Annotated in this window: 24 protein-coding genes and 1 tRNA gene; 22 read left to right on the top strand and 3 right to left on the bottom strand. The window is 73.7% G+C overall.

What is annotated here, in order from left to right; translation table 11 throughout:
- Positions 1 to 32: 32 nt before the first annotated feature.
- The 10 genes from pdxT (at position 33) to LG324_RS12350 (ending at position 10009) form a co-directional block, all read left to right on the top strand.
- A complete protein-coding gene (gene pdxT, locus LG324_RS12395; RefSeq protein ID WP_030529123.1) occupies positions 33 to 653 on the top strand; it encodes a pyridoxal 5'-phosphate synthase glutaminase subunit PdxT in 621 nt (206 codons plus the stop codon).
- The gene (locus tag LG324_RS12390) at positions 650 to 1411 is read left to right on the top strand and encodes a YebC/PmpR family DNA-binding transcriptional regulator (RefSeq protein ID WP_030529124.1); all 762 of its coding nucleotides are present in this window, start codon (positions 650 to 652) and stop codon (positions 1409 to 1411) included. Before pdxT ends, LG324_RS12390 begins: the two co-directional genes overlap by 4 nt.
- Positions 1412 to 1502: 91 nt before the next feature.
- Positions 1503 to 2015, top strand: coding sequence for a crossover junction endodeoxyribonuclease RuvC (ruvC, locus tag LG324_RS12385; protein WP_030529125.1), 513 nt, complete (start codon positions 1503 to 1505; stop codon positions 2013 to 2015).
- Positions 2012 to 2617: a Holliday junction branch migration protein RuvA gene (gene ruvA, locus LG324_RS12380; RefSeq protein ID WP_404348267.1), complete on the top strand. Its 606-nt coding sequence runs from the start codon at positions 2012 to 2014 to the stop codon at positions 2615 to 2617. Before ruvC ends, ruvA begins: the two co-directional genes overlap by 4 nt.
- Positions 2614 to 3744: a Holliday junction branch migration DNA helicase RuvB gene (gene ruvB, locus LG324_RS12375; RefSeq protein WP_215511650.1), complete on the top strand. Its 1131-nt coding sequence runs from the start codon at positions 2614 to 2616 to the stop codon at positions 3742 to 3744. Before ruvA ends, ruvB begins: the two co-directional genes overlap by 4 nt.
- A 156-nt stretch (positions 3745 to 3900) precedes the next feature.
- Positions 3901 to 4179 (top strand): preprotein translocase subunit YajC, encoded by a 279-nt coding sequence (gene yajC, locus LG324_RS12370; RefSeq protein WP_030529128.1) that lies wholly within the window; start codon positions 3901 to 3903, stop codon positions 4177 to 4179.
- Between the two features lies 1 nt (position 4180).
- Positions 4181 to 5968, top strand: coding sequence for a protein translocase subunit SecD (gene secD / locus LG324_RS12365; RefSeq protein ID WP_404348264.1), 1788 nt, complete (start codon positions 4181 to 4183; stop codon positions 5966 to 5968).
- Positions 5965 to 7128, top strand: coding sequence for a protein translocase subunit SecF (gene secF, locus LG324_RS12360; protein WP_404348262.1), 1164 nt, complete (start codon positions 5965 to 5967; stop codon positions 7126 to 7128). Before secD ends, secF begins: the two co-directional genes overlap by 4 nt.
- A 5-nt stretch (positions 7129 to 7133) precedes the next feature.
- Positions 7134 to 7667 carry an adenine phosphoribosyltransferase gene (locus tag LG324_RS12355; RefSeq protein WP_404353143.1) on the top strand — a complete coding sequence of 178 codons (534 nt, stop codon included), beginning with the start codon at positions 7134 to 7136 and terminating at the stop codon, positions 7665 to 7667.
- 20 nt (positions 7668 to 7687) lie between these two features.
- Complete coding sequence (locus LG324_RS12350) at positions 7688 to 10009, top strand: bifunctional (p)ppGpp synthetase/guanosine-3',5'-bis(diphosphate) 3'-pyrophosphohydrolase (protein ID WP_207021726.1); 2322 nt, start codon at positions 7688 to 7690, stop codon at positions 10007 to 10009.
- A gap of 40 nt (positions 10010 to 10049) precedes the next feature.
- Here LG324_RS12350 and LG324_RS12345 read toward each other — a convergent pair whose 3' ends face one another.
- Complete coding sequence (locus LG324_RS12345; RefSeq protein ID WP_404348261.1) at positions 10050 to 11411, bottom strand: DUF349 domain-containing protein; 1362 nt, start codon at positions 11409 to 11411, stop codon at positions 10050 to 10052.
- Positions 11412 to 11413: 2 nt separating this feature from the next.
- Positions 11414 to 12226 (bottom strand): peptidylprolyl isomerase, encoded by an 813-nt coding sequence (locus LG324_RS12340; RefSeq protein ID WP_404348259.1) that lies wholly within the window; start codon positions 12224 to 12226, stop codon positions 11414 to 11416.
- Positions 12227 to 12297: 71 nt separating this feature from the next.
- Between LG324_RS12340 and LG324_RS12335 the strand changes: the two genes are divergently transcribed.
- Together LG324_RS12335 and hisS are read left to right on the top strand one after the other, a co-directional pair.
- Positions 12298 to 12999 (top strand): MBL fold metallo-hydrolase, encoded by a 702-nt coding sequence (locus LG324_RS12335; protein ID WP_404348257.1) that lies wholly within the window; start codon positions 12298 to 12300, stop codon positions 12997 to 12999.
- A complete protein-coding gene (gene hisS, locus LG324_RS12330) occupies positions 12996 to 14345 on the top strand; it encodes a histidine--tRNA ligase (RefSeq protein ID WP_404348255.1) in 1350 nt (449 codons plus the stop codon). The genes LG324_RS12335 and hisS overlap by 4 nt, the downstream gene beginning before the upstream one ends.
- On the opposite strand, the gene LG324_RS12325 is transcribed toward hisS, so the two are convergent.
- Positions 14329 to 14949, bottom strand: a complete 621-nt coding sequence (locus tag LG324_RS12325; protein ID WP_404348252.1) for a hypothetical protein — start codon at positions 14947 to 14949, stop codon at positions 14329 to 14331. The genes hisS and LG324_RS12325 overlap by 17 nt on opposite strands.
- Positions 14950 to 15072: 123 nt before the next feature.
- On the opposite strand from LG324_RS12325, the gene ald reads away from it, so the two are divergent.
- From ald to LG324_RS12275, 10 genes are all read left to right on the top strand, one after another.
- Positions 15073 to 16188: an alanine dehydrogenase gene (gene ald / locus LG324_RS12320; RefSeq protein WP_404348249.1), complete on the top strand. Its 1116-nt coding sequence runs from the start codon at positions 15073 to 15075 to the stop codon at positions 16186 to 16188.
- 38 nt (positions 16189 to 16226) lie between these two features.
- Entirely contained in the window at positions 16227 to 17165 is a 939-nt protein-coding gene (gene xerD, locus LG324_RS12315) for a site-specific tyrosine recombinase XerD (RefSeq protein ID WP_404348247.1), read from the top strand.
- 128 nt (positions 17166 to 17293) lie between these two features.
- On the top strand, positions 17294 to 18109 hold the full coding sequence (locus LG324_RS12310; protein ID WP_030529140.1) for a ParA family protein: 816 nt from the start codon (positions 17294 to 17296) through the stop codon (positions 18107 to 18109).
- A gap of 4 nt (positions 18110 to 18113) precedes the next feature.
- Positions 18114 to 19001 carry a segregation and condensation protein A gene (locus LG324_RS12305; RefSeq protein ID WP_404348245.1) on the top strand — a complete coding sequence of 296 codons (888 nt, stop codon included), beginning with the start codon at positions 18114 to 18116 and terminating at the stop codon, positions 18999 to 19001.
- Positions 18994 to 19632, top strand: coding sequence for an SMC-Scp complex subunit ScpB (gene scpB / locus LG324_RS12300; RefSeq protein ID WP_404348243.1), 639 nt, complete (start codon positions 18994 to 18996; stop codon positions 19630 to 19632). The genes LG324_RS12305 and scpB overlap by 8 nt, the downstream gene beginning before the upstream one ends.
- Positions 19629 to 20540, top strand: a complete 912-nt coding sequence (locus LG324_RS12295; protein ID WP_404348241.1) for a pseudouridine synthase — start codon at positions 19629 to 19631, stop codon at positions 20538 to 20540. Before scpB ends, LG324_RS12295 begins: the two co-directional genes overlap by 4 nt.
- Positions 20540 to 21622: a prephenate dehydrogenase gene (locus LG324_RS12290; protein ID WP_404348238.1), complete on the top strand. Its 1083-nt coding sequence runs from the start codon at positions 20540 to 20542 to the stop codon at positions 21620 to 21622. The genes LG324_RS12295 and LG324_RS12290 overlap by 1 nt, the downstream gene beginning before the upstream one ends.
- Before the next feature lie 24 nt (positions 21623 to 21646).
- Entirely contained in the window at positions 21647 to 22342 is a 696-nt protein-coding gene (cmk, locus tag LG324_RS12285) for a (d)CMP kinase (RefSeq protein WP_404348236.1), read from the top strand.
- Between the two features lie 55 nt (positions 22343 to 22397).
- Positions 22398 to 23867 (top strand): ribosome biogenesis GTPase Der, encoded by a 1470-nt coding sequence (der, locus tag LG324_RS12280; protein WP_404348233.1) that lies wholly within the window; start codon positions 22398 to 22400, stop codon positions 23865 to 23867.
- An 89-nt stretch (positions 23868 to 23956) separates the two neighbouring features.
- Positions 23957 to 24030, top strand: a tRNA-Pro gene (locus LG324_RS12275).
- Positions 24031 to 24091 lie beyond the last annotated feature (61 nt).

Below are 24091 nucleotides of genomic sequence, written 5' to 3'. Positions count from 1 at the left end.
CTAGGTCGCGGCGGCCCGTAGAGTCGGTCGGCGTGACCACCACCCCCACCGTCGGCGTGCTCGCCGTGCAGGGCGACGTGCGCGAGCACCTCGTCGCCCTCGAGCGCGGCGGCGCCCGCGCCGTCACGGTGCGCCGGCCCGCCGAGGTCGAGGCCGTCGACGGGCTCGTCCTGCCCGGCGGCGAGTCGACGACCATCGACAAGCTCGTGCGCGCCTTCGACCTCCAGGCGCCGCTGCGCGAGCGCATCGCGGCCGGCCTGCCGGTCTACGGCTCCTGCGCCGGGATGATCCTCCTCGCCGACCGCCTCGCGGACGGTGCGGCCGGTCAGCAGACGCTCGGCGGGATGGACATCCTCGTGCGCCGCAACGCCTTCGGGCGGCAGGTCGACTCCTTCGAGGAGGACCTGCACATCCGCGAGCTCGGCGGCGAGCCGGTGCGCGCGGTGTTCATCCGGGCGCCGTGGGTGGAGGAGGCGGGGGAGGCCGTCGAGGTCCTCGCGCGGGTCGAGCACGGCCCGGCCGCGGGTAGGATCGTCGCCGCGCGGCAGGGGGACCTGCTGGTCACGTCCTTCCACCCGGAGGTGACCGGTGACCACCGGGTCCACCGCCTGTTCGTCGACATCGTGAAGCAGAGCCAGAGGGAGCGTTCATGAGCGGCCACTCCAAGTGGGCGACCACCAAGCACAAGAAGGCGGCGATCGACGCCAAGCGCGGCAAGCTCTTCGCCAAGCTCATCAAGAACATCGAGGTCGCGGCCCGCACCGGCGGTGGTGACCCGGCGGGCAACCCGACGCTCTACGACGCGATCCAGAAGGCCAAGAAGTCGTCGGTCCCCAACAACAACATCGACAACGCGGTCAAGCGCGGCTCCGGTGCGACGGCGGGCGGGGCCGACTGGCAGACCATCACGTACGAGGGCTACGCGCCCGGCGGCGTGGCCCTGCTCATCGAGTGCCTCACCGACAACCGCAACCGCGCGGCGGCCGAGGTGCGCACCGCCCTGACCCGCAACGGCGGCCAGCTCGCCGACCCGGGATCGGTGGCCTACGTCTTCAACCGCAAGGGCGTCGTCATCGTCCCCAAGAGCGACGACAAGGGCGAGGACGAGATCCTCGAGGTCGTCCTCGAGGCCGGGGCCGAGGAGGTCAACGACAACGGCGACGCGTGGGAGGTCGTCTCCGAGGCGACCGACGTCGTCGCGGTCCGCACCGCGCTCCAGGACGCCGGCATCGACTACGACTCGGCCGAGGCCTCGTGGGTCCCGAACCTCCAGGTCCCGCTCGACGCCGACGGCGCGAAGAAGATGATCCGCGTCATCGAGGCGCTCGAGGACTCCGACGACGTCCAGGACGTCTTCGCCAACGGCGACATCCCCGACGACGTCCTCGCCGAGCTCGACGCCGAGGACTGACCGGCGCCGCGTGTCGGTGCCGGGGGAGCGACCCGCGGGGTCGTAGCGTGGGTGTCGAACACCTGTTCCATCGGTCGGTGAAGGAGCCCGCGTGCGCGTCCTCGGTGTCGACCCCGGCCTCACCCGCTGCGGCCTCGGGGTCGTCGACGGTCGGCTCGGGCGTGCCCGGATGGTCGCCGTCGGCGTCGTCCGCACACCGAGCGACGGCGACCCGGGGGAGCGGCTGGTCTTCCTCGAGCGCGAGATGGAGGGCTGGCTCGACCGCTACCGGCCCGACGTCGTCGCCGTCGAGCGGGTCTTCGCCGACTCCAACATCACCAATGTCATGAGCACCGCGCACGCCACCGCCGTCGCGCTGCTCGCCGCCACCAAGCGTGAGGTGCCCGTCGTCTTCCACACCCCGACCGAGGTCAAGGCGGCCGTCACCGGCTCCGGCCGCGCGGACAAGGCCCAGGTGACCGCGATGGTCACCCGCATCCTCGGCCTCGCGACCCCGCCGAAGCCGGCGGACGCCGCCGACGCCCTGGCCCTCGCCATCTGTCACGCCTGGCGCGGCGCCCAGTCCGCGCGCCTCGACGCCCTCGCGAAGGCGGCCCGCGGATGATCGCCTCGCTGCGCGGGCCGGTCGGCCACGTCGGGCTCGACCACGTGGTCCTCGAGGTCGGCGGCGTCGGGATGCTGGTGCACACCACCCCGGCGACGGCCGCGGCCTGCCACCGCGGCCAGGAGGCCGCGCTCGCGACGACCCTCGTCGTCCGCGAGGACTCCCTGACCCTCTACGGCTTCGGCAGCCCGGCCGAGCGCGACATGTTCGAGACCGTCCAGACGGTCTCGGGCGTCGGGCCGCGCCTCGCCCTCGCGATGCTCTCGGTCATGGGGCCCGACCAGCTCGCGGCCGCGTTGTCGTCGGGCGACGCCAAGGCCCTGACCGCCATCCCCGGCATCGGCGCGAAGTCCGCCCAGCGCCTCGTCCTCGAGCTGCGCGACAAGGTCGGCGCCGTGCGCACCGGCGCCGGGCCCGACGCGCCCGCCCCGGTCGTGCCCGGCGAGGAGCCGTGGCGCGGCCAGGTCGCCGAGGCCCTCGTCGGCCTCGGCTGGTCCGCCAAGCAGGCGGGCGACGCCGTCGAGCGGGTCGCCGGCAGCGCCCCGGCCGACGCCGACATCGCCGCGCTGCTGCGCCTGGCCCTGCGGGAGCTGCGGCCGTGAGCGCGTCACGGGCCTGGGGGAGCGAGGTCCACGAGGCCGACGACCGCGAGGACGACGGCTCCTTCGACGCCACCGCCCGGGTCGTCGACGCCGGGGGCAGCGACGACGAGCGGGTCGTCGAGGCCGCGCTGCGCCCGCGCCGGCTCGCCGAGTTCCCCGGCCAGCCCCGCGTGCGCGACCAGCTGGGCCTGGTCCTCGAGGCCGCGCGCCGCCGCGGCAGCCCGCCCGACCACGTCCTGCTCTCCGGCCCGCCGGGCCTGGGCAAGACGACGCTGGCGATGATCGTCGCCGCCGAGCTCGAGCGCCCGATCCGCGTGACGAGCGGCCCGGCCATCCAGCACGCGGGTGACCTCGCCGCCGTCCTCTCCAGCCTCGACGAGGGCGAGGTCCTCTTCCTCGACGAGATCCACCGGATGAGCCGCTCCGCGGAGGAGATGCTCTACCTCGCGATGGAGGACTTCCGGGTCGACGTCATCGTCGGCAAGGGCCCCGGCGCCACCGCCATCCCGCTCGAGCTGCCGCCCTTCACCGTCGTCGGCGCGACGACCCGCGCCGGGCTGCTGCCGGCGCCGCTGCGTGACCGGTTCGGGTTCACCGGCCACCTCGACTACTACGACACCGCCGACCTCGTGGCCATCCTGCGCCGCTCGGCCGGCCTGCTCGGGGTCGAGGCCGACGCCGACGGCATCACCGAGGTCGCCGGCCGCTCGCGGGGCACACCGCGCATCGCCAACCGCCTGCTGCGCCGGGTGCGCGACTGGGCGCAGGTCCACGGTGACGGCCACGTCGACCACGCCGCCGCCCGGGCCGCCCTCGCCCTCTTCGACGTCGACGACGCCGGCCTGGACCGCCTCGACCGCGCCGTCCTCGAGGCCCTGTGCCGCCGGTTCGCCGGCGGGCCGGTCGGTCTCTCGACCCTCGCCGTCGCCGTGGGGGAGGAGTCGGACACCGTCGAGACGGTCGCCGAGCCCTACCTCGTGCGGGAGGGCTTCATCTCGCGCACCCCGCGCGGGCGGGCCGCGACCGCCCGGGCCTGGAGCCACCTCGGGCTGCACCCGCCGGCCGGCGCCCCGCAGCAGGGCGCCCTGCCGCTGCTCGACGACGGCCCCGGCCGGCTCGGCGGCTGACCCGCGCCGCCGCGGCGGGCCGGGCACGCGCCGGCGTGTCGGATCGTTGGTGGGGCGTCCGCGTCTCGCCTACAGTGAGTCCTCGGCCCGGTGCTCCCGGGCCGACCCACTGTTCACCACAGCGCGGGGGACCCCCGCTCCGAAGGACCAACTCCGATGTCTTCCGGCTCCGGCTCCGGCCTCGCCTACCTCCTGATCCTGGGACTGCCGTTCCTCCTCCTCGTCTGGATGTTCTTCACCCAGCGCAAGCGCGGGCAGCAGGTGCAGGCCCTCCAGGCCTCCCTCGCGGTCGGCGAGGAGGTCGTGACGACGTCGGGTCTCTACGGCACGATCACTGCGCTCGACGACCAGGTGGCGACGCTCGACGTCGGCAGCGGCGTCGCCCTGCGGTTCGACCGCCGGGCCATCGGGATGCGCGCGGGAGAGGTGCGCTGACGTGGCGAGCACCGCACCGCGCACGCTGGCCCGCCGGGCCCTCATCGGCCTGACCGTCCTCGTCGTCGCCCTCGGCGGCGTCCTCACCGGGTCGATCCTCTGGAGCGACGGGCAGGCCACCCCCAAGCTCGGCCTCGACCTCGAGGGCGGCACCCAGATCATCCTCGAGCCGCGGGTCAGCAGCGGCCAGGCGGTCTCGGCCGAGGCCCTCGCGCAAGCGCGTGACATCATCGTCCAGCGCGTCGACTCCAACGGCGTCTCCGGCGCCGAGGTGACGACCCAGGGCGACAGCAACATCGTCGTCAGCATCCCCGAGATCCCGACCCAGGCCGTCCGCAACGCGATCAGCCAGTCCTCGCAGATGCAGTTCCGCCCCGTCCTCGCGATCGGCTCCGGCGTCCCGGTGCCGACGGGGTCCCCGAGCACGTCGCCGAGCGCCTCCGCGAGCGGTGCGGCGTCCCCGTCCCCCTCTGCCTCGGCATCGGCCACCGCCTCGCCGGCCCCGAGCGCGTCCTCGACGCAGAACAGCGCCGTCAACGAGGCGCTCACCGCGGCGAGCCCCATCCCGTCCGCGAGCCCCTCGGAGTCCGCGAGCCCGAGCCCGTCCCCGAGCAGCAGCGGCAGCGCCGCGCCGAGCGGCCCGACCGACCTCGCGTGGATCACGCCCGAGGTCCAGCAGGCGTACGACGACCTCAACTGCGCCGACCCCAAGGCCCTCGACAACGTCCGCGACGTCGAGTCCGAGCCCCTCGTGACCTGCTCCGACGACGGCTCGACCAAGTACATCCTCGGCCCGGTCGCCGTCTCCGGCGACAAGATCACCGACGCCACCGCGGGCTACCAGACCAACCCGCAGGGTGTCGTCACGAGCACGGTCGAGATCGCCCTCACCTTCAACAGCGAGGGCGCCCGCCAGTACGCCGACATCAGCCGCACGATGGTCTCGCTGCCCTCGCCGCAGAACCAGCTCGCGACCGTCCTGGACTCGCGCGTCATCGTCGCGCCGCAGTTCAACGAGGCGATCCCCAACGGCCGCGCGAGCATCACCGGCGGCTTCACCCTCGCCGAGGCCAAGGAGCTCGCCGACCAGCTGAAGTTCGGCGCCCTGCCGCTGTCCTTCACGGAGCAGTCGAGCGTCGACATCAGCCCGACCCTCGGTGGCGAGCAGCTGCGCTACGGCTTCATCGCCGGGCTCATCGGCCTCCTGCTCGTCGTCGTCTACTCGCTCGTCCAGTACCGGGTGCTCGGGTTCGTGACGATCAGCTCGATCGTCGTCGCCGGCCTGCTCACCTACCTGGCGATCACGATCCTCGGGTGGGCGCAGAACTACCGCCTCGACATGGCCGGCGTCACCGGACTGATCGTCGCCATCGGCTTCACCGCCGACAGCTTCATCGTCTACTTCGAGCGGGTCCGTGACGAGCTGCGCGAGGGCCGCTCCCTCGCGAGCGCCGTCGAGACCGGGTGGAACCGCGCCAAGCGCACGGTCCTCATCGCCGACGGCGTCAACTTCCTCGCGGCGATCGTCCTCTACGTGCTCGCGAGCTCGAGCGTGCGCGGCTTCGCGTTCACCCTCGGCCTCACGACGCTCATCGACCTGCTCGTCGTCTTCTGGTTCACCCACCCGCTGCTCACGCTGCTGACCCGGGTGCCGTTCTTCCGCGACGGCCACCGGCTCTCCGGGCTCGACCCGCGCAGGCTCGGCGCGAAGAAGCGCACGTACGCCGGACGCGGCCGGTTCACCCCCGTCGAACCGGCCGCCCCCGCCACCGAAGGGAGCCGCGCGTGAGCACCTCGTTCTCCGAGCTCGGCAACGACCTCTACACCGGCAAGCGCTCGATCCCGGTCGTCGCCAAGCGCCGGTCGTTCTACCTCGGCTCGCTCGTCCTCATCGTCGTCGCCGTCCTCGGCCTCACGGTGCAGGGCCTCAACCTCGGCCTCGAGTTCCGCGGCGGCTCCGAGTTCCGCATCGCCACCGGCTCGACCCCGAGCGGCTACGAGCAGACCGCCCGCGAGGCCGTCGGTGCGGCCGAGGACGCCAGCGGCGTCAACGTGACACTCGTCGGCAACAACACCGTGCGCGTCCAGACCGAGAAGCTGTCCGACACCGACAGCCAGCAGGTCCGCGGCGAGCTCGCCCAGGCCTTCGACGTCCCCGAGGAGAACGTCAGCGCGACCTTCATCGGCCCGTCGTGGGGCGCGTCGGTCAGCGGCCAGGCGCTGCGCGCGCTCGTCATCTTCCTCGTCGCCGTCGTCATCATGCTGAGCATCTACTTCCGCAACTGGAAGATGGCGGCCGCCTCGCTCGTCGCGCTCGTGCACGACCTCATCATCACCGTCGGCATCTACAGCCTCAGCGGCTTCGAGATCTCGCCGGCGACGATGATCGGCTTCCTCACCGTCCTCGGCTACAGCCTCTACGACACCGTCGTCGTCTTCGACAAGGTGCGCGAGAACACGAACGAGGCGTTCGCCAACGGCCGGATGACCTTCGCGCAGGCCGCGAACCTCGCCGTCAACCAGACGATGGTCCGCTCGATCAACACGACGGTCATCGGCCTCCTGCCGATCGCCGCGGTGCTCGCCGTCGGCACGGTCTTCCTCGGCCCCGGTGTGCTCGTCGACCTCTCGCTCGTGCTGTTCGTCGGCATCCTCGTCGGCGCGTACTCGTCGATCTTCATCGCCACGCCCGTGCTCGTCACGCTGCGCCGCCGCGAGGAGAAGGTCGTCGACCTCGAGAAGCGCGCGCGCCGCCACCAGGCGAAGAAGGCCAAGGAGGCCGGCGAGCCGGTGCCCGCGGCCGACGACGACTCCGTGCCCGCCGCCTCGGTCGCGGCCGGCCAGGTCGACCGCGAGGAGGGCGCGACCCTCACCGGTCGGGCCGTCCACGAGTACGCCCGTTCCGGCCCGCGCAACCAGCCGCGCCGGACGCCGAAGTCCAAGCGGTGACCGCGCTGCCCCACGACGGCGTCGACGAGGTCGTCGCCCGCTCGCTGCGCGACGTCGCGGACTTCCCGAGCCCCGGGGTGGTCTTCAAGGACATCACCCCGCTGCTCGCGGACCCCGTGGCCTTCGGCGAGGTCATCGGCGCGCTGGCCGACGGCCGCCGCGGCGAGGTCGACCTCGTGGCCGGCGTCGAGGCCCGCGGCTTCGTCGTGGGCGCCGCGCTGGCGCACGCGATGGGCGTCGGGTTCGTGCCGCTCCGCAAGGCCGGCAAGCTCCCCGGCGACACGGTGGCCGCGTCCTACGACCTCGAGTACGGCTCGGCGACCATCGAGGTGCACGCCGACGCCGTCCCGGCCGGCGCCCGCGTCGTCCTCGTCGACGACGTGCTCGCCACCGGCGGCACCGCCCTCGCCGCCTGGGAGCTGCTCGAGCGCGTGGGCGGGCACGTCGTCGGCTTCGACTGCGTCGTCGAGCTCGCCTTCCTCGGTGGGCGCGACCGGCTCGGCGACCGCGAGGTGCGGGCGCTGCACGTCGTCGCCTGACCCGCGACTAGACTCCCGGCATGGCGGAGCAGACGACAGCCGCCACCCCGGGGAACGGCGCGGCCGGGGTGGGGTCCCGGGCCAGGGCGCGGGCTGCCCTCGCGCGCGTCGGGCGCAACCGCCCGCCGAGCAACCCGGTGCTCGAGCCGCTCCTCCAGACCGTCCGCAGCACGCACCCCAAGGCCGACATCGCCCTCGTCGAGCGCGCGTACGCCGTCGCCGAGCGCGCCCACCAGGGGCAGAAGCGCCGCAGCGGCGACGACTACATCACCCACCCGCTCGCGGTGACGACGATCCTCGCCGAGCTCGGCATGACCCCGACGACCCTCGCGGCCGCCCTCCTGCACGACACCGTCGAGGACACCGCGTACAGCCTCGAGGCGCTGCGCCGCGACTTCGGCGACGAGATCGCGATGCTCGTCGACGGCGTGACCAAGCTCGACAAGGTCACCTACGGCCAGGCCGCGCAGGCCGAGACCGTCCGCAAGATGGTCGTCGCGATGGCCCGCGACATCCGGGTCCTCGTCATCAAGCTCGCCGACCGCCTGCACAACGCCCGGACGTGGCGCTACGTCTCGCAGGAGAGCGCCCAGCGCAAGGCCAAGGAGACCCTCGAGATCTACGCGCCGCTCGCGCACCGGCTCGGGATGAACACGATCAAGTGGGAGCTGGAGGACCTCTCGTTCCAGACCCTCTACCCGAAGGTCTACGACGAGATCGTGCGGCTCGTCGCCGAGCGCGCCCCGGCCCGCGAGGAGTACCTGGCGCAGGTGCGCGACGAGGTCGGGTCCGACCTGCGCTCGGCGAAGCTCAAGGCGACGGTCACCGGGCGCCCGAAGCACTACTACTCCGTCTACCAGAAGATGATCGTCGGCGGCCGCGACTTCGACCAGATCTACGACCTGGTGGCCGTCCGCGTCCTCGTCGACACGGTGCGCGACTGCTACGCGGCGCTCGGCGCCCTCCACGCGCGGTGGAACCCGGTCCCCGGCCGGTTCAAGGACTACATCGCGATGCCCAAGTTCAACATGTACCAGTCGCTGCACACGACGGTCATCGGCCCGGGCGGCAAGGCCGTCGAGATCCAGATCCGCACCCACGACATGCACCGCCGGGCGGAGTACGGCGTGGCCGCGCACTGGAAGTACAAGGAGGACCCCAACGGTCCGGCCCCCGGTGCCCACGCCCGCGACGGGCAGACCGGCCCGGTCAACGACATGGCCTGGCTGCGCCAGCTCCTCGACTGGCAGAAGGAGACCGCCGACCCGGGCGAGTTCCTCGAGTCGCTGCGCTTCGAGATCACCGCGAGCGAGGTCTACGTCTTCACCCCGAAGGGCCAGCTCGTCGGGCTGCCCGCCGGCGCGACGCCCGTCGACTTCGCCTACGCGGTGCACACCGAGGTCGGCCACCACTGCATCGGTGCCCGGGTCAACGGGCGGCTCGTGCCGCTCGAGAGCCGGCTCGACAACGGCGACGTCGTCGAGGTGCTCACGTCCAAGGCCGACTCGGCCGGCCCCTCGCGCGACTGGCTCTCGTTCGTGCGCTCCGCCCGGGCGCGCAACAAGATCAAGCACTGGTTCACCAAGGAACGCCGCGAGGAGATGATCGAGGAGGGCAAGGAGGCCCTCGCGAAGGCGATGCGCAAGCAGGGCCTGCCGCTGCAGCGGCTCACCTCCGTCGAGTCCCTCACCGGTGTCGCCGAGGAGCTGCGCCACCCCGGCATCGAGGCGCTCTACGCCGCGGTCGGGGAGGGGCACGTCAGCGCGCAGCACGTCGTCTCGCGGCTCGTCGCCTCCGTCGGCGGCGAGGAGGGGGCCAGCGAGGACATCGCCGAGGTCGCCTCACCCGTGCTCAGCCGCCCACGGGCGCGCCGCTCGGGCGACCCGGGCGTCGTCGTCAAGGGGATGTCGGACGTCTGGGTCAAGCTCGCGCGCTGCTGCACGCCGGTGCCCGGTGACGAGATCCTCGGCTTCGTCACGCGCGGCAACGGCGTCTCGGTCCACCGGCGCGACTGCACCAACGCCGACTCGCTGCTCGCGCAGTCGGACAAGATCATCGAGGTCGAGTGGGCGCCGACGTCGGCGAGCCTGTTCCTCGTCCAGCTCCAGGTCGAGGCGCTCGACCGCTCACGGCTGCTGTCGGACGTCACCCGAGTCATCTCCGACCACGGGGTCAACATCCTCTCGGCATCGGTCCAGACCTCGCGCGACCGCGTCGCGATCCTGCGCTTCACCTTCGAGATGGGCGACCCGGGGCACCTCGGTCACGTCATCCGGGCCGTGCAGAACGTCGACGGCGTCCTCGACGCCGAGCGCGTCACCGGCGGGCGCCGGGACCACTGAGGTCCGCGGCGCCCCGCCGGGTGGGCGTCGGTGCGGGGCGTCAGCCGCCGAACTCGTCCAGGCCGGCGCGGGCCTGGTCGAGCCACTGCTGCTGCGACGCGAGCCGCTCGCGCGCGGCCGCGGCCTTGCGCTCGTCGCCGGAGGCCTCGGCCGTCGCGACGTCGGCCTCCGCCTTCGCGACGGCCGCCTCGAGCTGCTCGGCCATGCTCCGGGCCCGGGCGGACAGCTCGGGGTTGGTGGCCTTCCAGCGCTGGTCGTCGGCCTCCCGCACGGCGGTCTCGACGCGGCGCATCCGCTTCTCGACGCGCTCGATGTCGGCGCGCGGGACCTTGCCCGCGGCCTCCCACCGGTCCTGGATGCCCCGCAGGGACGCCTTGGCGGCCTCGAGGTCGGTGACCGGCAGCAGCGCCTCCGCCTCGACGAGGAGCTCCTCCTTGACGGCGAGGTTGCCGCGGAACTCCTCGTCCTCGGCGGCCGAGGCGGCGTCCTTCGCGGTGAAGAACGCGTCCTGGGCGGCCCGGAAGCGCTCCCACAGGGCGTCGTCGTCGCTGCGGCTGGCCCGGCCGGCCTGGCGCCAGCGGTCCATCAGCTGCTTGTAGGCGCGGGCGGTGGGGCCCCAGTCGGTGCTCGTCGACATCGACTCGGCCTCGGCGACGAGCGACTCCTTGGTCGACTTCGCGTCGGCGCGGGTCGTCTCGAGCTCGGCGAACCACGCACGGCGCGCCTTGTCGAAGGCGTTGCGGGCGTGGCTGAAGCGCTGCCACAGCGCGGTCTCGGTGGGCTTGTCGAGCTTGACGTCGCTGCGCTGGTGGCCCTTCCACTCCTCGAGGAGGGCCCGCATCCGCTCGCCGCTCTGCTTCCACTGCGTGCTGCCCGGGGGCTGCGCCGCGATGGTCTCGGCCTCGGCGACGATCGCCTCGCGGCGGGTCGCGGCCTCCGCGCGGGCGGCGCGGCGCTGCTCGGACTCGGCCGAGCGCTTGGCCTCGAGGCCGGCCTCGACCCGCTCGACGGTGGCGTGCAGGGCCGGCAGGTCGCCGACGACGTTGGCCTGCTCGACGTGCTCCTTGAGCGTGCCCAGCCCGTCGGCGACCTCCTTCGCGGAGACGTCGGGGTTGGCCAGGCGGGCCTCGAGCAGGGCGGCGGACGCCGCGAGCTCGTCGTACTTGCGGGCGAAGTACTGCAGGGCCTCGTCCGGGGTCGCGCCGGGGTAGGAGCCGACCTCGCGCTCCTCGTCACCGACGGTGACGAAGACGTGGCCCTCCTCGTCGGCGCGCCCGAAGCGCGCGGACTCGGAGTGCTCGGGCACCGCGGCAGGCGGCGCCGCGGGGCGCGGGGCGACCCGCTTGGCGAGCGCGGCCGGCGAGGGCACGGGGGGACGGGGTGTGGGCTGGTCCTCGGACACGGTCAGGACTTCTCCTCGGTGACAGCAACGCTGAGGATGCTGATCGGTGCGGCAGGCGATCCGTCGTCCGGTGAGCTCGCGTTCGGAGCGACCCCTTCGGCGGCGACGCGGTCGACGATATCCAACCCGGAGGTGACCGTGCCGAACACGGTGTACCCGTCGGGGTCGGGGAGGCTCGAGTCGCCGTAGACGATGAAGAACTGGCCGCCGTTGCCCTCCTTCGGGTCCTGGGTGCGCGCCATCGCGAGCGTGCCCCGCGGGTAGCTGCCGTCCTTCGGCGCGTTCTCGACGCCGAACCCGTACCCCGGGCCGCCCTGGCCGGTGCCGGTCGGGTCACCGCACTGGAGCACCTTGAGGGTCTCGGCGGTCGTCAGCCGGTGGCAGGGGGAGTCCTTCCAGTAGCTATCGCGGGCCAGCTGGAGGAAGGAGGCGACGGCCTGCGGGGCCTTGGCGCCGTCGAGGCGCACGACGATGTCGCCGCAGTTGGTCGCGATCGTGGCGTCGAAGACCTTGCCCTGGGCGGTCGCCTTGTCCGGCAGGGTCAGCTCGGACGCGGTCCCGAGGGGGCTGGGCGGCGGCTGGCAGCCGGCGACCACGGTCGCGGGCGTGTTGTCCGCGCCGGGTGCGGCCTCGTCGCCACCTCCGCGGCCGACCGTCACGGCGAGGACCCCGACGACGCCGAGCACGACGACGACCACGGCCACGACGGCCGAGAGCCGCTGGAGCCGCGCTCGGTCCTGCTGCCGCTGCGACTGCTTCGCCTGCTGCTTCTCCCAGCGGCGGCGGGCGCGGGCCCGCTCCTGCTTCCTGGTCACCCCGTGGTCCTTCGTCGTCGTCGATCGAACAGCGGCGCCCAGTCTAGGCACGGCGCCGTTAGGCTCGCCGCGTGCTCGCCGTCGCGTTCCCCGCCGCCGCCTTCGCCACCAACTGCTACGTCCTCGCGACCGGCCGGGGGGAGGAGTGCCTCGTCGTCGACCCGGGCATCGGTGTCGAGGAGACGCTGCGCGAGGTGCTCGCCGAGCACCGCCTGCGCCCGGCCGCCGTCCTGCTCACGCACGGCCACCTCGACCACGTCTACTCGGTGACCCCGGTGTGCGGCGGCGACACCGCCGCGTACGTCCACGTCGACGACCGCTACCGCCTCGCCGACCCGCTCTCGACCATCGACCCCGGGACGCTCGCGATGATGGAGTCGCAGTTCGGGCAGCGGGCGGCCTGGCGCGAGCCCGAGCGCGTCGTCGAGGTCACCGACCGGCAGCGGCTCGAGGTCGCCGGGCTGCCGCTGGAGGTCCTCCACGCGCCCGGCCACACCGAGGGCTCGGTGATGTTCGCCCTCGACACCGTCCCCGACGGCCTGCCCACCGACGAGGGGCTGGACCGCACCGTCGTCTCCGGCGACGTCCTCTTCGCCGGCTCGATCGGCCGCACCGACCTGCCCGGCGGCGACGGCGCGGCGATGCAGCGCTCGCTGCGCGACGTCGTCCTGCCGCTGCCCGACTCCACGCTCGTCCTCACCGGCCACGGCCCGGCCACGACGATGCGCCGGGAGCGGGGCACCAACCCGTACCTGCGAGGATTGGGCGCGTGACTCCTCCCGCCCAGAAGGTGACGCCCATCTCGGGCTTCCCCGAGCTCCTGCCCGCCGAGCGGCTCCTCGAGCTGCACTTCCTCGACACCGTCCGCGAGGTCTTCGAGCTCCACGGCTTCGCGCCGCTCGAGACCCGGGCCGTCGAGCCGGTCGAGCGCCTGCTCGGCAAGGGCGGCGACGCCGACAAGGAGATCTACGGCATCCGCCGCCTCGCCGGCGAGGACACCGGGCGCGAGTCCGAGCTCGGGCTGCACTTCGACCTCACCGTGCCCTTCGCGCGCTACGTCCTCGAGAACGCCGGGAAGCTCTCCTTCCCGTTCCGTCGCTACCAGGTGCAGAAGGTCTGGCGCGGCGAGCGCCCGCAGGAGGGCCGCTTCCGCGAGTTCACGCAGGCCGACATCGACGTCGTCGACGTCGGCACCCTCGCGCCGCACTTCGAGGCCGAGATGCCGCTCGTCATCGCGGAGGCCTTCCGGCGGCTCCCGGTGGGGGAGTTCCGCATCCAGGTCAACAACCGCAAGGTCCCCGAGGGCTTCTACCTCGGGATCGGGCTGACCGACGTCGCCGGCACGCTCCGCGTCGTCGACAAGCTCGCGAAGATCGGCCCCGAGAAGGTCGCGGCCCAGCTCGTCGAGGCCGGTGCCACCGACGAGCAGGCGCGGCAGTGCCTCGCGCTGGCCGGCATCCGCAGCGAGGACCTGTCGTTCGTCGACGAGGTGCGCGCCCTCGGGGTCGAGCACCCCGTCCTCGACGAGGGCCTCGACGCCCTGGCCGCGGTCATCCGCGCCGGGACGGAGCAGGCCCCCGGCACGCTCGTCGCCGACCTGTCGATCGCCCGCGGTCTCGACTACTACACCGGCACGGTCTACGAGACCCAGGTCGTCGGCAACGAGGAGTGGGGCTCGGTCTGCTCCGGCGGCCGCTACGACTCGCTCGCCTCCGACGGCCGGACGACCTACCCCGGCGTCGGCATCTCCATCGGCCTCTCACGGCTCGTCCACCTCCTCGTGACCAAGCGCGGGCTGACGGCGAGCCGCTCGACCCCGGCCGCGGTGCTCGTCGCGGTCGTCGACGAGGACACGCGGGCCCGCTCGGTGGCGGTCGCGGCGGCCCTCCGGGCGCGCGGCGTGCCCGTCGAGGTCGCGCCCAGCGCCGCGAAGTTCGGCAAGCAGATCCGCTACGCCGACCGTCGCGGCATCCCGTTCGTCTGGTTCCCCGGGGCCGGTGACGACGGCGGCGACCAGGTCAAGGACATCCGCTCCGGCGACCAGGTCGACGCCGACGCCGCCAGCTGGGAGTGCCCCGCGGCCGACCTGCGCCCGGGCGTCGTCATCCCGCAGCACTGACCGGCGGCGGGCGCAGGCCGACCTCCTTCAGCTCGAGGACGGCCAGCGCCCGCACGACCTCGGGGTCGCCGCGCCGCCACGCGCCGGCGGGGTCGGGGGAGATGCGCGCGAGCCGGGTCATCGGCTGGTTCGCCATCGCCCGCAGCGCGAAGAGGTCGAGGTCCGGTGCGCCGTCGACGAACCGCTGCGCCGCCGTGGCCCGCCGGACGAAGCGCCAGCGCAGCACGAGCCACAGGCCGACGACGAGGACGATCGGGGTCAGCGCCGTGACGAGCCCGAGCACCGTCGCGAAGCGCTCGACCGCCCCGACGAGGTCGCGCCCGGCGGAGGCGAAGTCGTCGCCGACCCCGGCCGCCGACCGGAAGGGGGTGGCGATCCGGTCGTCGAGCAGCGGCAGGCCGTCGACGGAGTCGCCCGCCTGGTTCATCCGGCCGGTGAACCCGGTGCCCGCGGCCTCCAGCCGGCGTCCCGGCTCGGCGAGCCCGAGCGTCGCGTCGTGCACCCGCTGGGCGACCCGCACGCAGAGGTACACCCACGCGACCACCCCGAGGTCGGCGAGCACCTGGACGGTGCGGCGGGCGGGGAGGTCGCTGTAGAGCTTCACGGTGGTCTCCTGCGGTGTCGGGGCCGGTCCGGCTCGGCACTAGACTTCCACCGCACTCCAGCAGGAGGCACCACCACGGGCAGCGTCGCCCGCGGTCATCGACACGAGACAGGGCTGGTATCCGTGAAGGTCGGCATCCCCACCGAGGTCAAGAACAACGAGTTCCGCGTCGGGATCACCCCCGTCGGCGTCCACGAGCTCGTCCGCCGCGGGCACGAGGTCCTCGTCCAGCAGGGCGCGGGGCTCGGCTCCTCGATCACCGACGACGAGTACGTCTCGCAGGGCGCGACGATCATCGACTCCGCCGACGACCTCTGGGGCGCGTCGGAGATGGTCATGAAGGTCAAGGAGCCCGTCGCCGAGGAGTACCACCGCCTGCGCGAGGGCCTCACGCTCTTCACCTACCTCCACCTCGCCGCCGACGAGCCGCTCACCAAGGAGCTCGTCGACAAGAAGGTCACCTCCATCGCCTACGAGACGGTCCAGCTGCCCTCGGGCCTGCTGCCGCTGCTCTACCCGATGTCCGAGGTCGCCGGCTGCCTCGCGCCGCAGGTCGGCGCGCACTCGATGATGAAGGCGCAGGGCGGCCGCGGCGTCCTCATGGGCGGCATCGGCGGTGTCGCGAACGCCAAGGTCGTCGTCCTCGGCGCGGGCGTCGCCGGCCAGAACGCGGCGAACATCGCGCTCGGCATGGGCGCCGACGTCACGCTCCTCGACACCGACCTCGACAAGCTGCGGATGAGCTTCTGGCGCTACGACAACCGCGTCGCGCAGATCGCGTCCTCGGCGATGTCGGTCCGCGAGCAGGTGCTCCAGGCCGACCTGGTCATCGGCACCGTCCTCATCCCCGGTGCCAAGGCCCCCAAGCTCGTCACCGACGAGATGGTCGCGCAGATGAAGCCGGGCTCGGTGCTCGTCGACGTCGCCATCGACCAGGGCGGCTGCTTCGAGAACTCCCGCCCGACGACCCACGCCGAGCCGACCTTCGAGGTCCACGACTCGATCTACTACTGCGTCGCGAACATGCCCGGCGCGGTGCCCCACACCTCGACGTGGGCGCTGACCAACGCGACGCTGTCGTACGCCACGAAGCTCGCCGACCACGGCTGGCTCGAGGCCTCGCGCGCGGACCGGTCGCTGGCCCTCGGCCTCAACACGCACGCCGGCCACATCACCTACGGCGCGGTCGCCGAGGCCTTCGGGATGGACAGCATCTCCCTCGACGAGGCGCTCTCCTGACGCACGACACCCCGCCGCCGACGGCCCGCCCCACCCCCGTGGGGCGGGCCGTCGACGCGTGGCTGACCCACCTCGACGTCGAGCGCGGCGTGTCGGGCAACACCCTCGCCGCCTACCGGCGCGACCTCGCCCGCTGGAGCGCCCACCTGACCGCTCGCGGCGTGCAGCGTCCGGAGGACGTCACGCAGGCCCACGTCGCCGACTTCCTCGCCGGCCTGCGCGCGGGCGACGACGACCACCGGCCGCTCGCCGCGTCGTCGGCCGCGCGCACGCTCGTCGCCGTCCGCGGCCTGCACCGCTTCCTCGCGCTCGAGGGCGAGCTCGACGCCGACCCCTCGCGCGACGTCGCCCCGCCGCGCACGCCCGACCGGCTGCCCAAGGCCATCCCGCTCGCCGACGTCGAGCGCCTGCTCGAGGCCGCCTCTCTCGGCGACACCCCGGCGGCGCTGCGCGACCGCGCCCTGCTCGAGGTGCTCTACGGCACGGGGGCGCGCATCTCGGAGGCGGTCGGGCTCGACGTCGACGACCTCGACACGCAGGAGCGCGTGGTGCGGCTGCGCGGCAAGGGCGGCAAGGAGCGCATCGTCCCGCTCGGCTCGTACGCCGCCGAGGCCCTCTCGGCCTGGCTCGTCCGGGGCCGCCCCGTGCTCGTGGGGCAGGGGAGGGGGACGCCGGCGGTGTTCCTCGGCGTCCGCGGCGCCCGGCTCTCGCGGCAGAGCGCCTGGGCCGTGCTGCGCGCGACGGCCGACCGCGCCGGCCTGCGCGGTCACCTCTCGCCGCACACCCTGCGGCACTCCTTCGCGACCCACCTGCTCGAGGGCGGCGCCGACGTCCGGGTCGTCCAGGAGCTGCTCGGGCACGCGTCGGTGACGACGACCCAGATCTACACGCGGGTCACCGTCCAGCAGCTGCGCGAGGTCTACGCCCAGAGCCACCCGCGCGCCCGAGGGGTCCCGGGCGGGGACGCCGCACGCTGATAGGGTCGACACCGATCAGCGAGAGGCTGACCGACGCACGAGAGGGACCGGGGAGTACACAGGTGGCCGAGACCGAGGCGGCGTTCCAGATCCGCATCGACGGGCAGGTCGGGCCCACCGGGCGCCCGATGCCGGAGTTCCCCCAGCCCGAGCCCCTGGCCTCCCACGGTCCGGCGCGCATCATCGCGATGTGCAACCAGAAGGGCGGCGTCGGCAAGACGACGACGACCATCAACCTCGGTGCGGCCCTCGCCGAGCTCGGGCGCAAGGTGCTGCTCGTCGACTTCGACCCCCAGGGTGCGCTCTCGGTCGGCCTCGGCATCCCCACGCACGACCTCGACACGACGATCTACAACCTGCTCGTCGAGCGCGGCCTCGACGTCCGCGACGTCATCAAGCACACCAAGGTCGCGAACCTCGACGTCGTCCCCGCCAACATCGACCTCTCCGCCGCCGAGGTCCAGCTCGTCGGCGAGGTGGCCCGCGAGCAGATCCTCGCCCGCGTGCTGCGCCCGGTCCTCGACGACTACGACGTCGTCCTCATCGACTGCCAGCCCTCGCTCGGCCTGCTCACCGTCAACGCCCTCACCGCGGCGCACGGGGTCGTCATCCCGCTCGAGTGCGAGTTCTTCGCGATGCGCGGCGTCGCCCTCCTCGTCGAGACGATCGAGAAGATCATCGACCGGCTCAACCCCCGCCTGCAGATCGACGGCATCCTCGCGACGATGTACGACGGGCGCACGCTGCACTCGCGCGAGGTCGTGGCCAGCGTCGTCGAGCACTTCGGCGACCAGGTCTTCCACACGGTCATCTCGCGCACCGTCAAGTTCCCCGACGCCTCGCTCGCGGCCGAGCCCATCACGACGTACGAGTCGGCCCACAAGGGCGCCGACTCCTACCGTCAGCTGGCCCGCGAGCTCATCGCGCGGGGCGGGGCGGCCTGACCCGATGTCCTCGCCCCCCGGGGCCGCGGAGCACGAGGCGGTCGTCCCCGGCGGGGTCATCACCCGTCGGGCCGCGGCCACGCCCTTCGAGGTCCACCTCGAGAACTTCACCGGCCCGTTCGACCTGCTCCTCGGGCTGATCAGCAAGCACAAGCTCGACGTCACCGAGATCGCCCTCGCCACCGTCACCGACGAGTTCATCGCGTTCATCCGTGCGGCGCGCGAGCAGGGCGACGCGTGGGACCTCTCGCAGGCCACCGAGTTCCTCGTCATCGCCTCGACCCTGCTCGACCTCAAGGCCGCCCGCCTGCTGCCGCAGTCCGGGCCGGAGGACGAGGAGGACCTCGCCCTCATCGAGGCCCGCGACATCCTCTTCGCGCGGCTGCTGCAGTACCGCGCCTTCAAGGACATCGCCCGCACCTTCGCCGACCGGATGGCCACCGCCGGCCGGCGCCACCCCCGCGCCGTCGCGCTGGAGCCGCACCTCGCGGCCCTGCTGCCCGAGCTCGTCATGACGGTCTCGCCGGACCGGCTGGCCATCATCGCCGCGCGGGCGCTGACCCCGAAGCCGGTCCCGACGGTGGGCCTGGCCCACCTGCACGCGCCGCAGGTCAGCGTGCGCGAGCAGGCGGCCGTCATCGGCGAGCGGCTGCGCCGCGACCGGGTCGCGTCCTTCCGCAGCCTCGTCCAGGACGCCGACAGCACCCTGGTCGTCATCGCCCGCTTCCTCGCCCTCCTCGAGCTGTTCCGGGAGGCCGCGATCGGCTTCGAGCAGGCGGAGGCCCTCGGGGAGCTGACCGTCCGCTGGACCGGACCCGACGACGGCGAGGTGCAGGTGACCGACGAGTTCGACGACCTGCCCGACACCTCCGAGGAGACCCCCGATGAGTGACCCCGCGCCGGACGTCGCGCCCGAGGCCGTGGCCGACGCCGTCCCCGAGGACCAGCTGGCGTTCGACGTCGCCGACTTCCCCGGCGGCATCCGCGGCGCCCTCGAGGCCGTGCTCATGGTCGTCGACGAGCCGGTGACGACGATGGCCCTCGCCTCCGCCGTCGAGCAGCCGGTCGGCGACGTCGAGGAGGCCCTCGCCGAGCTCGAGGCCGGCTACGCCGAGCAGCTGCGCGGCTTCACGCTGCGCCAGGTCGGCGGCGGCTGGCGGATGTACAGCCGCCACGAGTACGCCCCGGTCGTCGAGAAGTTCGTCCTCGACGGCCAGCAGGCCCGCCTCACGCAGGCCTCCCTCGAGACCCTCGCCGTCATCGCCTACCGCCAGCCGGTGTCCCGCTCCCGCGTCGCGGCGGTGCGTGGCGTCAACGTCGACGGCGTCATCCGCACCCTCCTGACCCGCGGCCTCATCGAGGAGCTCGGCCAGGACGAGGAGTCCACCGCGACGCTGTACGGCACCACCAGCTACTTCCTCGAGCGCCTCGGCCTGCAGTCGATCGACGACCTGCCGGCGCTCGCCCCCTACCTGCCCGAGGTCGACGTGCTCGACGAGATCGCCGAAGGAGGCCGCGCATGACGCCGCCGAAGAACCGTGGGAACGCCGGACGAGGAGGCCGCCCGCAGGGTGGTCGCCCGCAGCAGGGCGGTCGTCCCCAGCAGGGCGGCGGCTCCGGCCGGGCCCGGGGCACCGGGACGACCCGGGCCAGCCAGCCGACCCAGACCAAGCGCGAGCCGCAGCGGCCCGTCGTCGACGTCCACGACCCCGACGGCGTGCGCCTGCAGAAGCTGCTCGCCGCCGCCGGCGTCGGCTCGCGGCGCGTCTGCGAGGACCTCATCGCGCAGGGCCGCGTCGAGGTCGACGGGCAGGTCGTGCGCGAGCTCGGCGTGCGCATCAAGGCCACGCAGACGGTGCACGTCGACGGCGAGCGCGTGCAGCTCGACGAGTCGCGCGTCTACCTCGCCTTCAACAAGCCGCTCAACGTCGTCACCTCGATGAGCGACGAGCTCGGCCGGGTCGACATCGGCGACTACTTCGGCGACCGCAAGGAGCGGCTCTTCCACGTCGGCCGGCTCGACGCCGACACCGAGGGACTGCTGCTGCTCACCAACGACGGTGACCTCGCCCACCGCCTCCAGCACCCTCGCTACGGCGTCCTCAAGACCTACCTCGCGCAGATCCCCGGTCCGGTGCCGCGCGACCTCGGTAAGCGGCTGCGCGAGGGCGTCGAGCTCGAGGACGGGCCGGTGCGCGTCGACTCCTTCCGGGTCGTCGACTCGCAGCCGGGCAAGGCGATCGTCGAGGTCGTCCTCCACGAGGGGCGCAAGCACATCGTGCGCCGGATGCTCGCCGAGGTCGGCCACCCGGTGCTGTCGCTCGTTCGGACGCAGGTCGGGCCGGTGCGCCTCGGCGAGACCAAGCCGGGCAAGTTCCGCGCCCTCTCGAGCGCGGAGGTCGCCGCGCTCTACAAGGCCGCAGGGCTCTGATGCGCGTCCACGTCGTCGGCACCGGGCTCATCGGCGCCTCGATCGGGCTCGCCCTGACCCGGCACGGCGACGACGTGACCCTCGAGGACGCCGTGCCGACGCACGCCGCGCTGGCCCGCGACCTCGGGGCCGGGCGGCTGCCGTCGGACGGCGAGGAGCTCTCGCCGGACCTCGTCGTCGTCGCGGCACCGCCGGACGTCACGGCGGGGTGCGTCCTCGACGCCCTGCGCCGCTGGCCCGCCGCGGCGGTCACCGACGTCGCGTCGGTCAAGGGCGCGGTGCTCGCCTCGTTGCGGGCGGCGGGCGCCGACCTCGGCCGGTACTGCGGCTCGCACCCGATGGCGGGACGCGAGCGGTCCGGCGCGGTGTCGGGGCGGCACGACCTCTTCGACGGCCGCGCGTGGGTCGTCACGCCGACCGACGAGACGCTGCCCGAGGTCCTCGACCTCGTGACCGCCGTCGCGACGGCGGCCGGCGCCGCGGTGCGCCGCCTGCCGCCGGACGCGCACGACCGCGCCGTGGCCGCCGTGTCGCACGTGCCGCAGCTGGCCGCGAGCCTCGTCGCCGCCCGGCTCGAGGACCTGGACGAGCCGGCCGTCGCCCTGGCCGGCCAGGGCCTGCGCGACGTCACACGCATCGCCGCGAGCGACCCGCACCTGTGGACGCAGATCCTCGCGGGCAACGCCGGCGCGGTGCGGGCCGTGCTCGCCGACCTCGCCGACGACCTCACCGCCGTCGTCGACTCGCTCGCGGCGCTCGAGGCCGGGGGGGACCCGGTCGGGGCGCGCGGCACGTTGGCGCGCACCATCGCCGCCGGGAACGCCGGCCACGCCCGCATCCCCGGCAAGCACGGCGCCGCGCCGACGGCGTACACGACCGTGCGCGTGCTCATCCCCGACGAGCCGGGCCAGCTCGGCCGCCTCTTCGCCGACGTCGGCGAGATCGGTACGAACATCGAGGAGTTCCACCTCGACCACGGGCTCGGCCAGCCGTTCGGGCTCGCGGAGGTCGACGTCGTGCCGAGCGCGGCCGCCGGGCTCGCCGAGGCCCTCGCGGACCGGGGCTGGCGCCTGCACGGCTGACCGGCGTCAGTAGGCTCTCCACCCATGACCACGCCGCTCACCATCGCCATCGACGGTCCCTCCGGCTCCGGCAAGAGCAGCGTCGCGCGGGCCGTGGCGCGGCGCCTCGGCATCGGGTTCGTCGACACCGGCGCCACCTACCGGGCCCTCACCTGGTGGTGCGTCGAGCGGGGCATCGACCTCGCCGACACCGAGGCCGTCGCCGCGGCGGCGCGGGAGCTGCCGCTCGAGCTGGGCACCGACCCGACCTCGCCGCGGGTGCTCGTCGACGGCACGGACGTCACCGAGGCGATCCGCACCTCCGAGGTGAGCACGGCCGTCTCCGCGGTGGCCACCAACCGCGAGGTGCGCCCGGTCCTCCAGCAGCTCCAGCGCGACCTCATGGCGAGCGCGGCCGAGCGCACCGGGGGAGTCGTCGCCGAGGGGCGCGACATCACGACCGTCGTCGCCCCTGACGCCCGCGTACGGGTGCTCCTCACGGCCTCCGAGGAGGCCCGGCTGCGCCGGCGCAGCAAGGAGCTGCACGGCACCGCCGACGCCGCCGCCGTCGAGGCGACCCGCGACCAGGTGGTCCGCCGCGACCGCGACGACTCGACCGTCTCGACCTTCACCGAGGCCGCGGAGGGCGTCGTCCTCGTCGACACCTCGGACCTCGACCTCGACGAGAGCATCGAGGCCGTCCTCGACGTCGTCGCCGCGGCCGACGAGCCGCCGGCCTGACCTCCCCGCCCGGCGCGATTCGGGGGAGCGGGCCCCCGTGCGGGAGGATGGACCCGTGAGCACCGACGACCCGACGCAGACGCAGGACCCCGAGGCCGTCGAGCGCGCCCTGCGGGCCGGACTCGAGGACTTCGACCTCGACGACGACGACCGCGCCCTCCTCGACTCCGAGGGCGACCCCGACGGCGACGAGGAGCGCGGCGGCCCCGCGCCGGTCGTCGCGATCGTCGGCCGCCCGAACGTCGGCAAGTCGACCCTCGTCAACCGCATCCTCGGCCGTCGCGAGGCCGTCGTCGAGGACGTCCCCGGCGTCACCCGCGACCGCGTCGCCTACGACGCCGAGTGGACCGGGCACAGCTTCACCGTCGTCGACACCGGCGGCTGGGAGGTCGACGCCACCGGCATCCACCTGCGCGTCGCCGAGCAGGCCGAGATCGCCGTCGAGCTCGCGGACGCCGTGATGTTCGTCGTCGACGCGACCGTCGGCGCCACCGACGACGACGAGGCCGTCGTCCGGATGCTCCGCCGCGCCGGCAAGCCGGTCGTCCTCGTCGCCAACAAGGTCGACGACCAGCGCACCGAGGCAGACGCCGCGGCGCTGTGGAACCTCGGCCTCGGCCAGCCGTGGCCGGTCTCGGCCCTCCACGGCCGGGGGAGCGGTGACGTCCTCGACGCCCTGCTCGAGGTGCTGCCCGAGGTCTCGGCCGTCGGCGCCTACGCCCGGGGCGGGCCCCGTCGCGTCGCCCTGCTGGGTCGCCCGAACGTCGGCAAGTCCTCGATGCTCAACAAGCTGACCGGCACCGACCGCGTCGTCGTCGACGACGTCGCCGGCACGACGCGCGACCCGGTCGACGAGGTCGTCGAGCTCGGCGGGCGCACCTGGCGCTTCGTCGACACCGCCGGCATCCGCCGCCGCGTGCACCAGACCCGGGGCGCGGACTTCTACGCCTCGCTGCGCACGCAGACCGCCCTGGAGAAGGCCGAGGTGGCCGTCGTCCTCGTGGACTCGAGCGCGACGATCGCCGAGCAGGACGTCCGCGTCATCCAGCAGGTCATCGATGCCGGCCGTGCCCTCGTCATCGCCTACAACAAGTGGGACCTCACCGACGAGGAGCGCCGCCACTTCCTCGAGCGCGAGATCGAGCGCGACCTCGTCCAGGTGCCGTGGGCGCCGCGGGTCAACGTCTCGGCCCGCACCGGCCGCCACCTCGAGAAGCTCGTCCCGGCGATCGACCGCGCGCTCGACTCGTGGGAGACCCGCATCTCGACCGGGCGCCTCAACGCCTTCCTCGGCGAGATCGTCGCGGCCCACCCGCACCCGGTGCGCGGCGGCAAGCAGCCGCGCATCCTCTTCGCGACCCAGGCCGGCACCCGCCCGCCCCGCTTCGTCCTCTTCGCGTCGGGCTTCATCGAGGCCGGCTACCGCCGCTTCGTCGAGCGCCGCCTGCGCGAGGAGTTCGGCTTCGAGGGCACCCCGATCGAGATCTCGGTCCGGGTGCGCGAGAAGCGGCGCGACCGGCGCTGACCCCGTGCGCGCGTCCGCGGGGCAGGCCGATTGGGTCGCGCGGGCGCGCGTGGGATAAGGTTTCGACGCTCCCGCGAGGGGGCGAGCCACGGGCTGTGGCGCAGCTTGGTAGCGCACTTGACTGGGGGTCAAGGGGTCGCAGGTTCAAATCCTGTCAGCCCGACAGAACGAGAGCCGCTGCGGATCGACGGAGTCGACCGCAGCGGCTCTCTCGTTCCCGGCAT

This window comes from Phycicoccus jejuensis (genome assembly GCF_044797865.1).
Lineage (GTDB): Bacteria > Actinomycetota > Actinomycetes > Actinomycetales > Dermatophilaceae > Phycicoccus > Phycicoccus jejuensis.
This window is presented reverse-complemented; position numbering and strand designations above follow the sequence as displayed.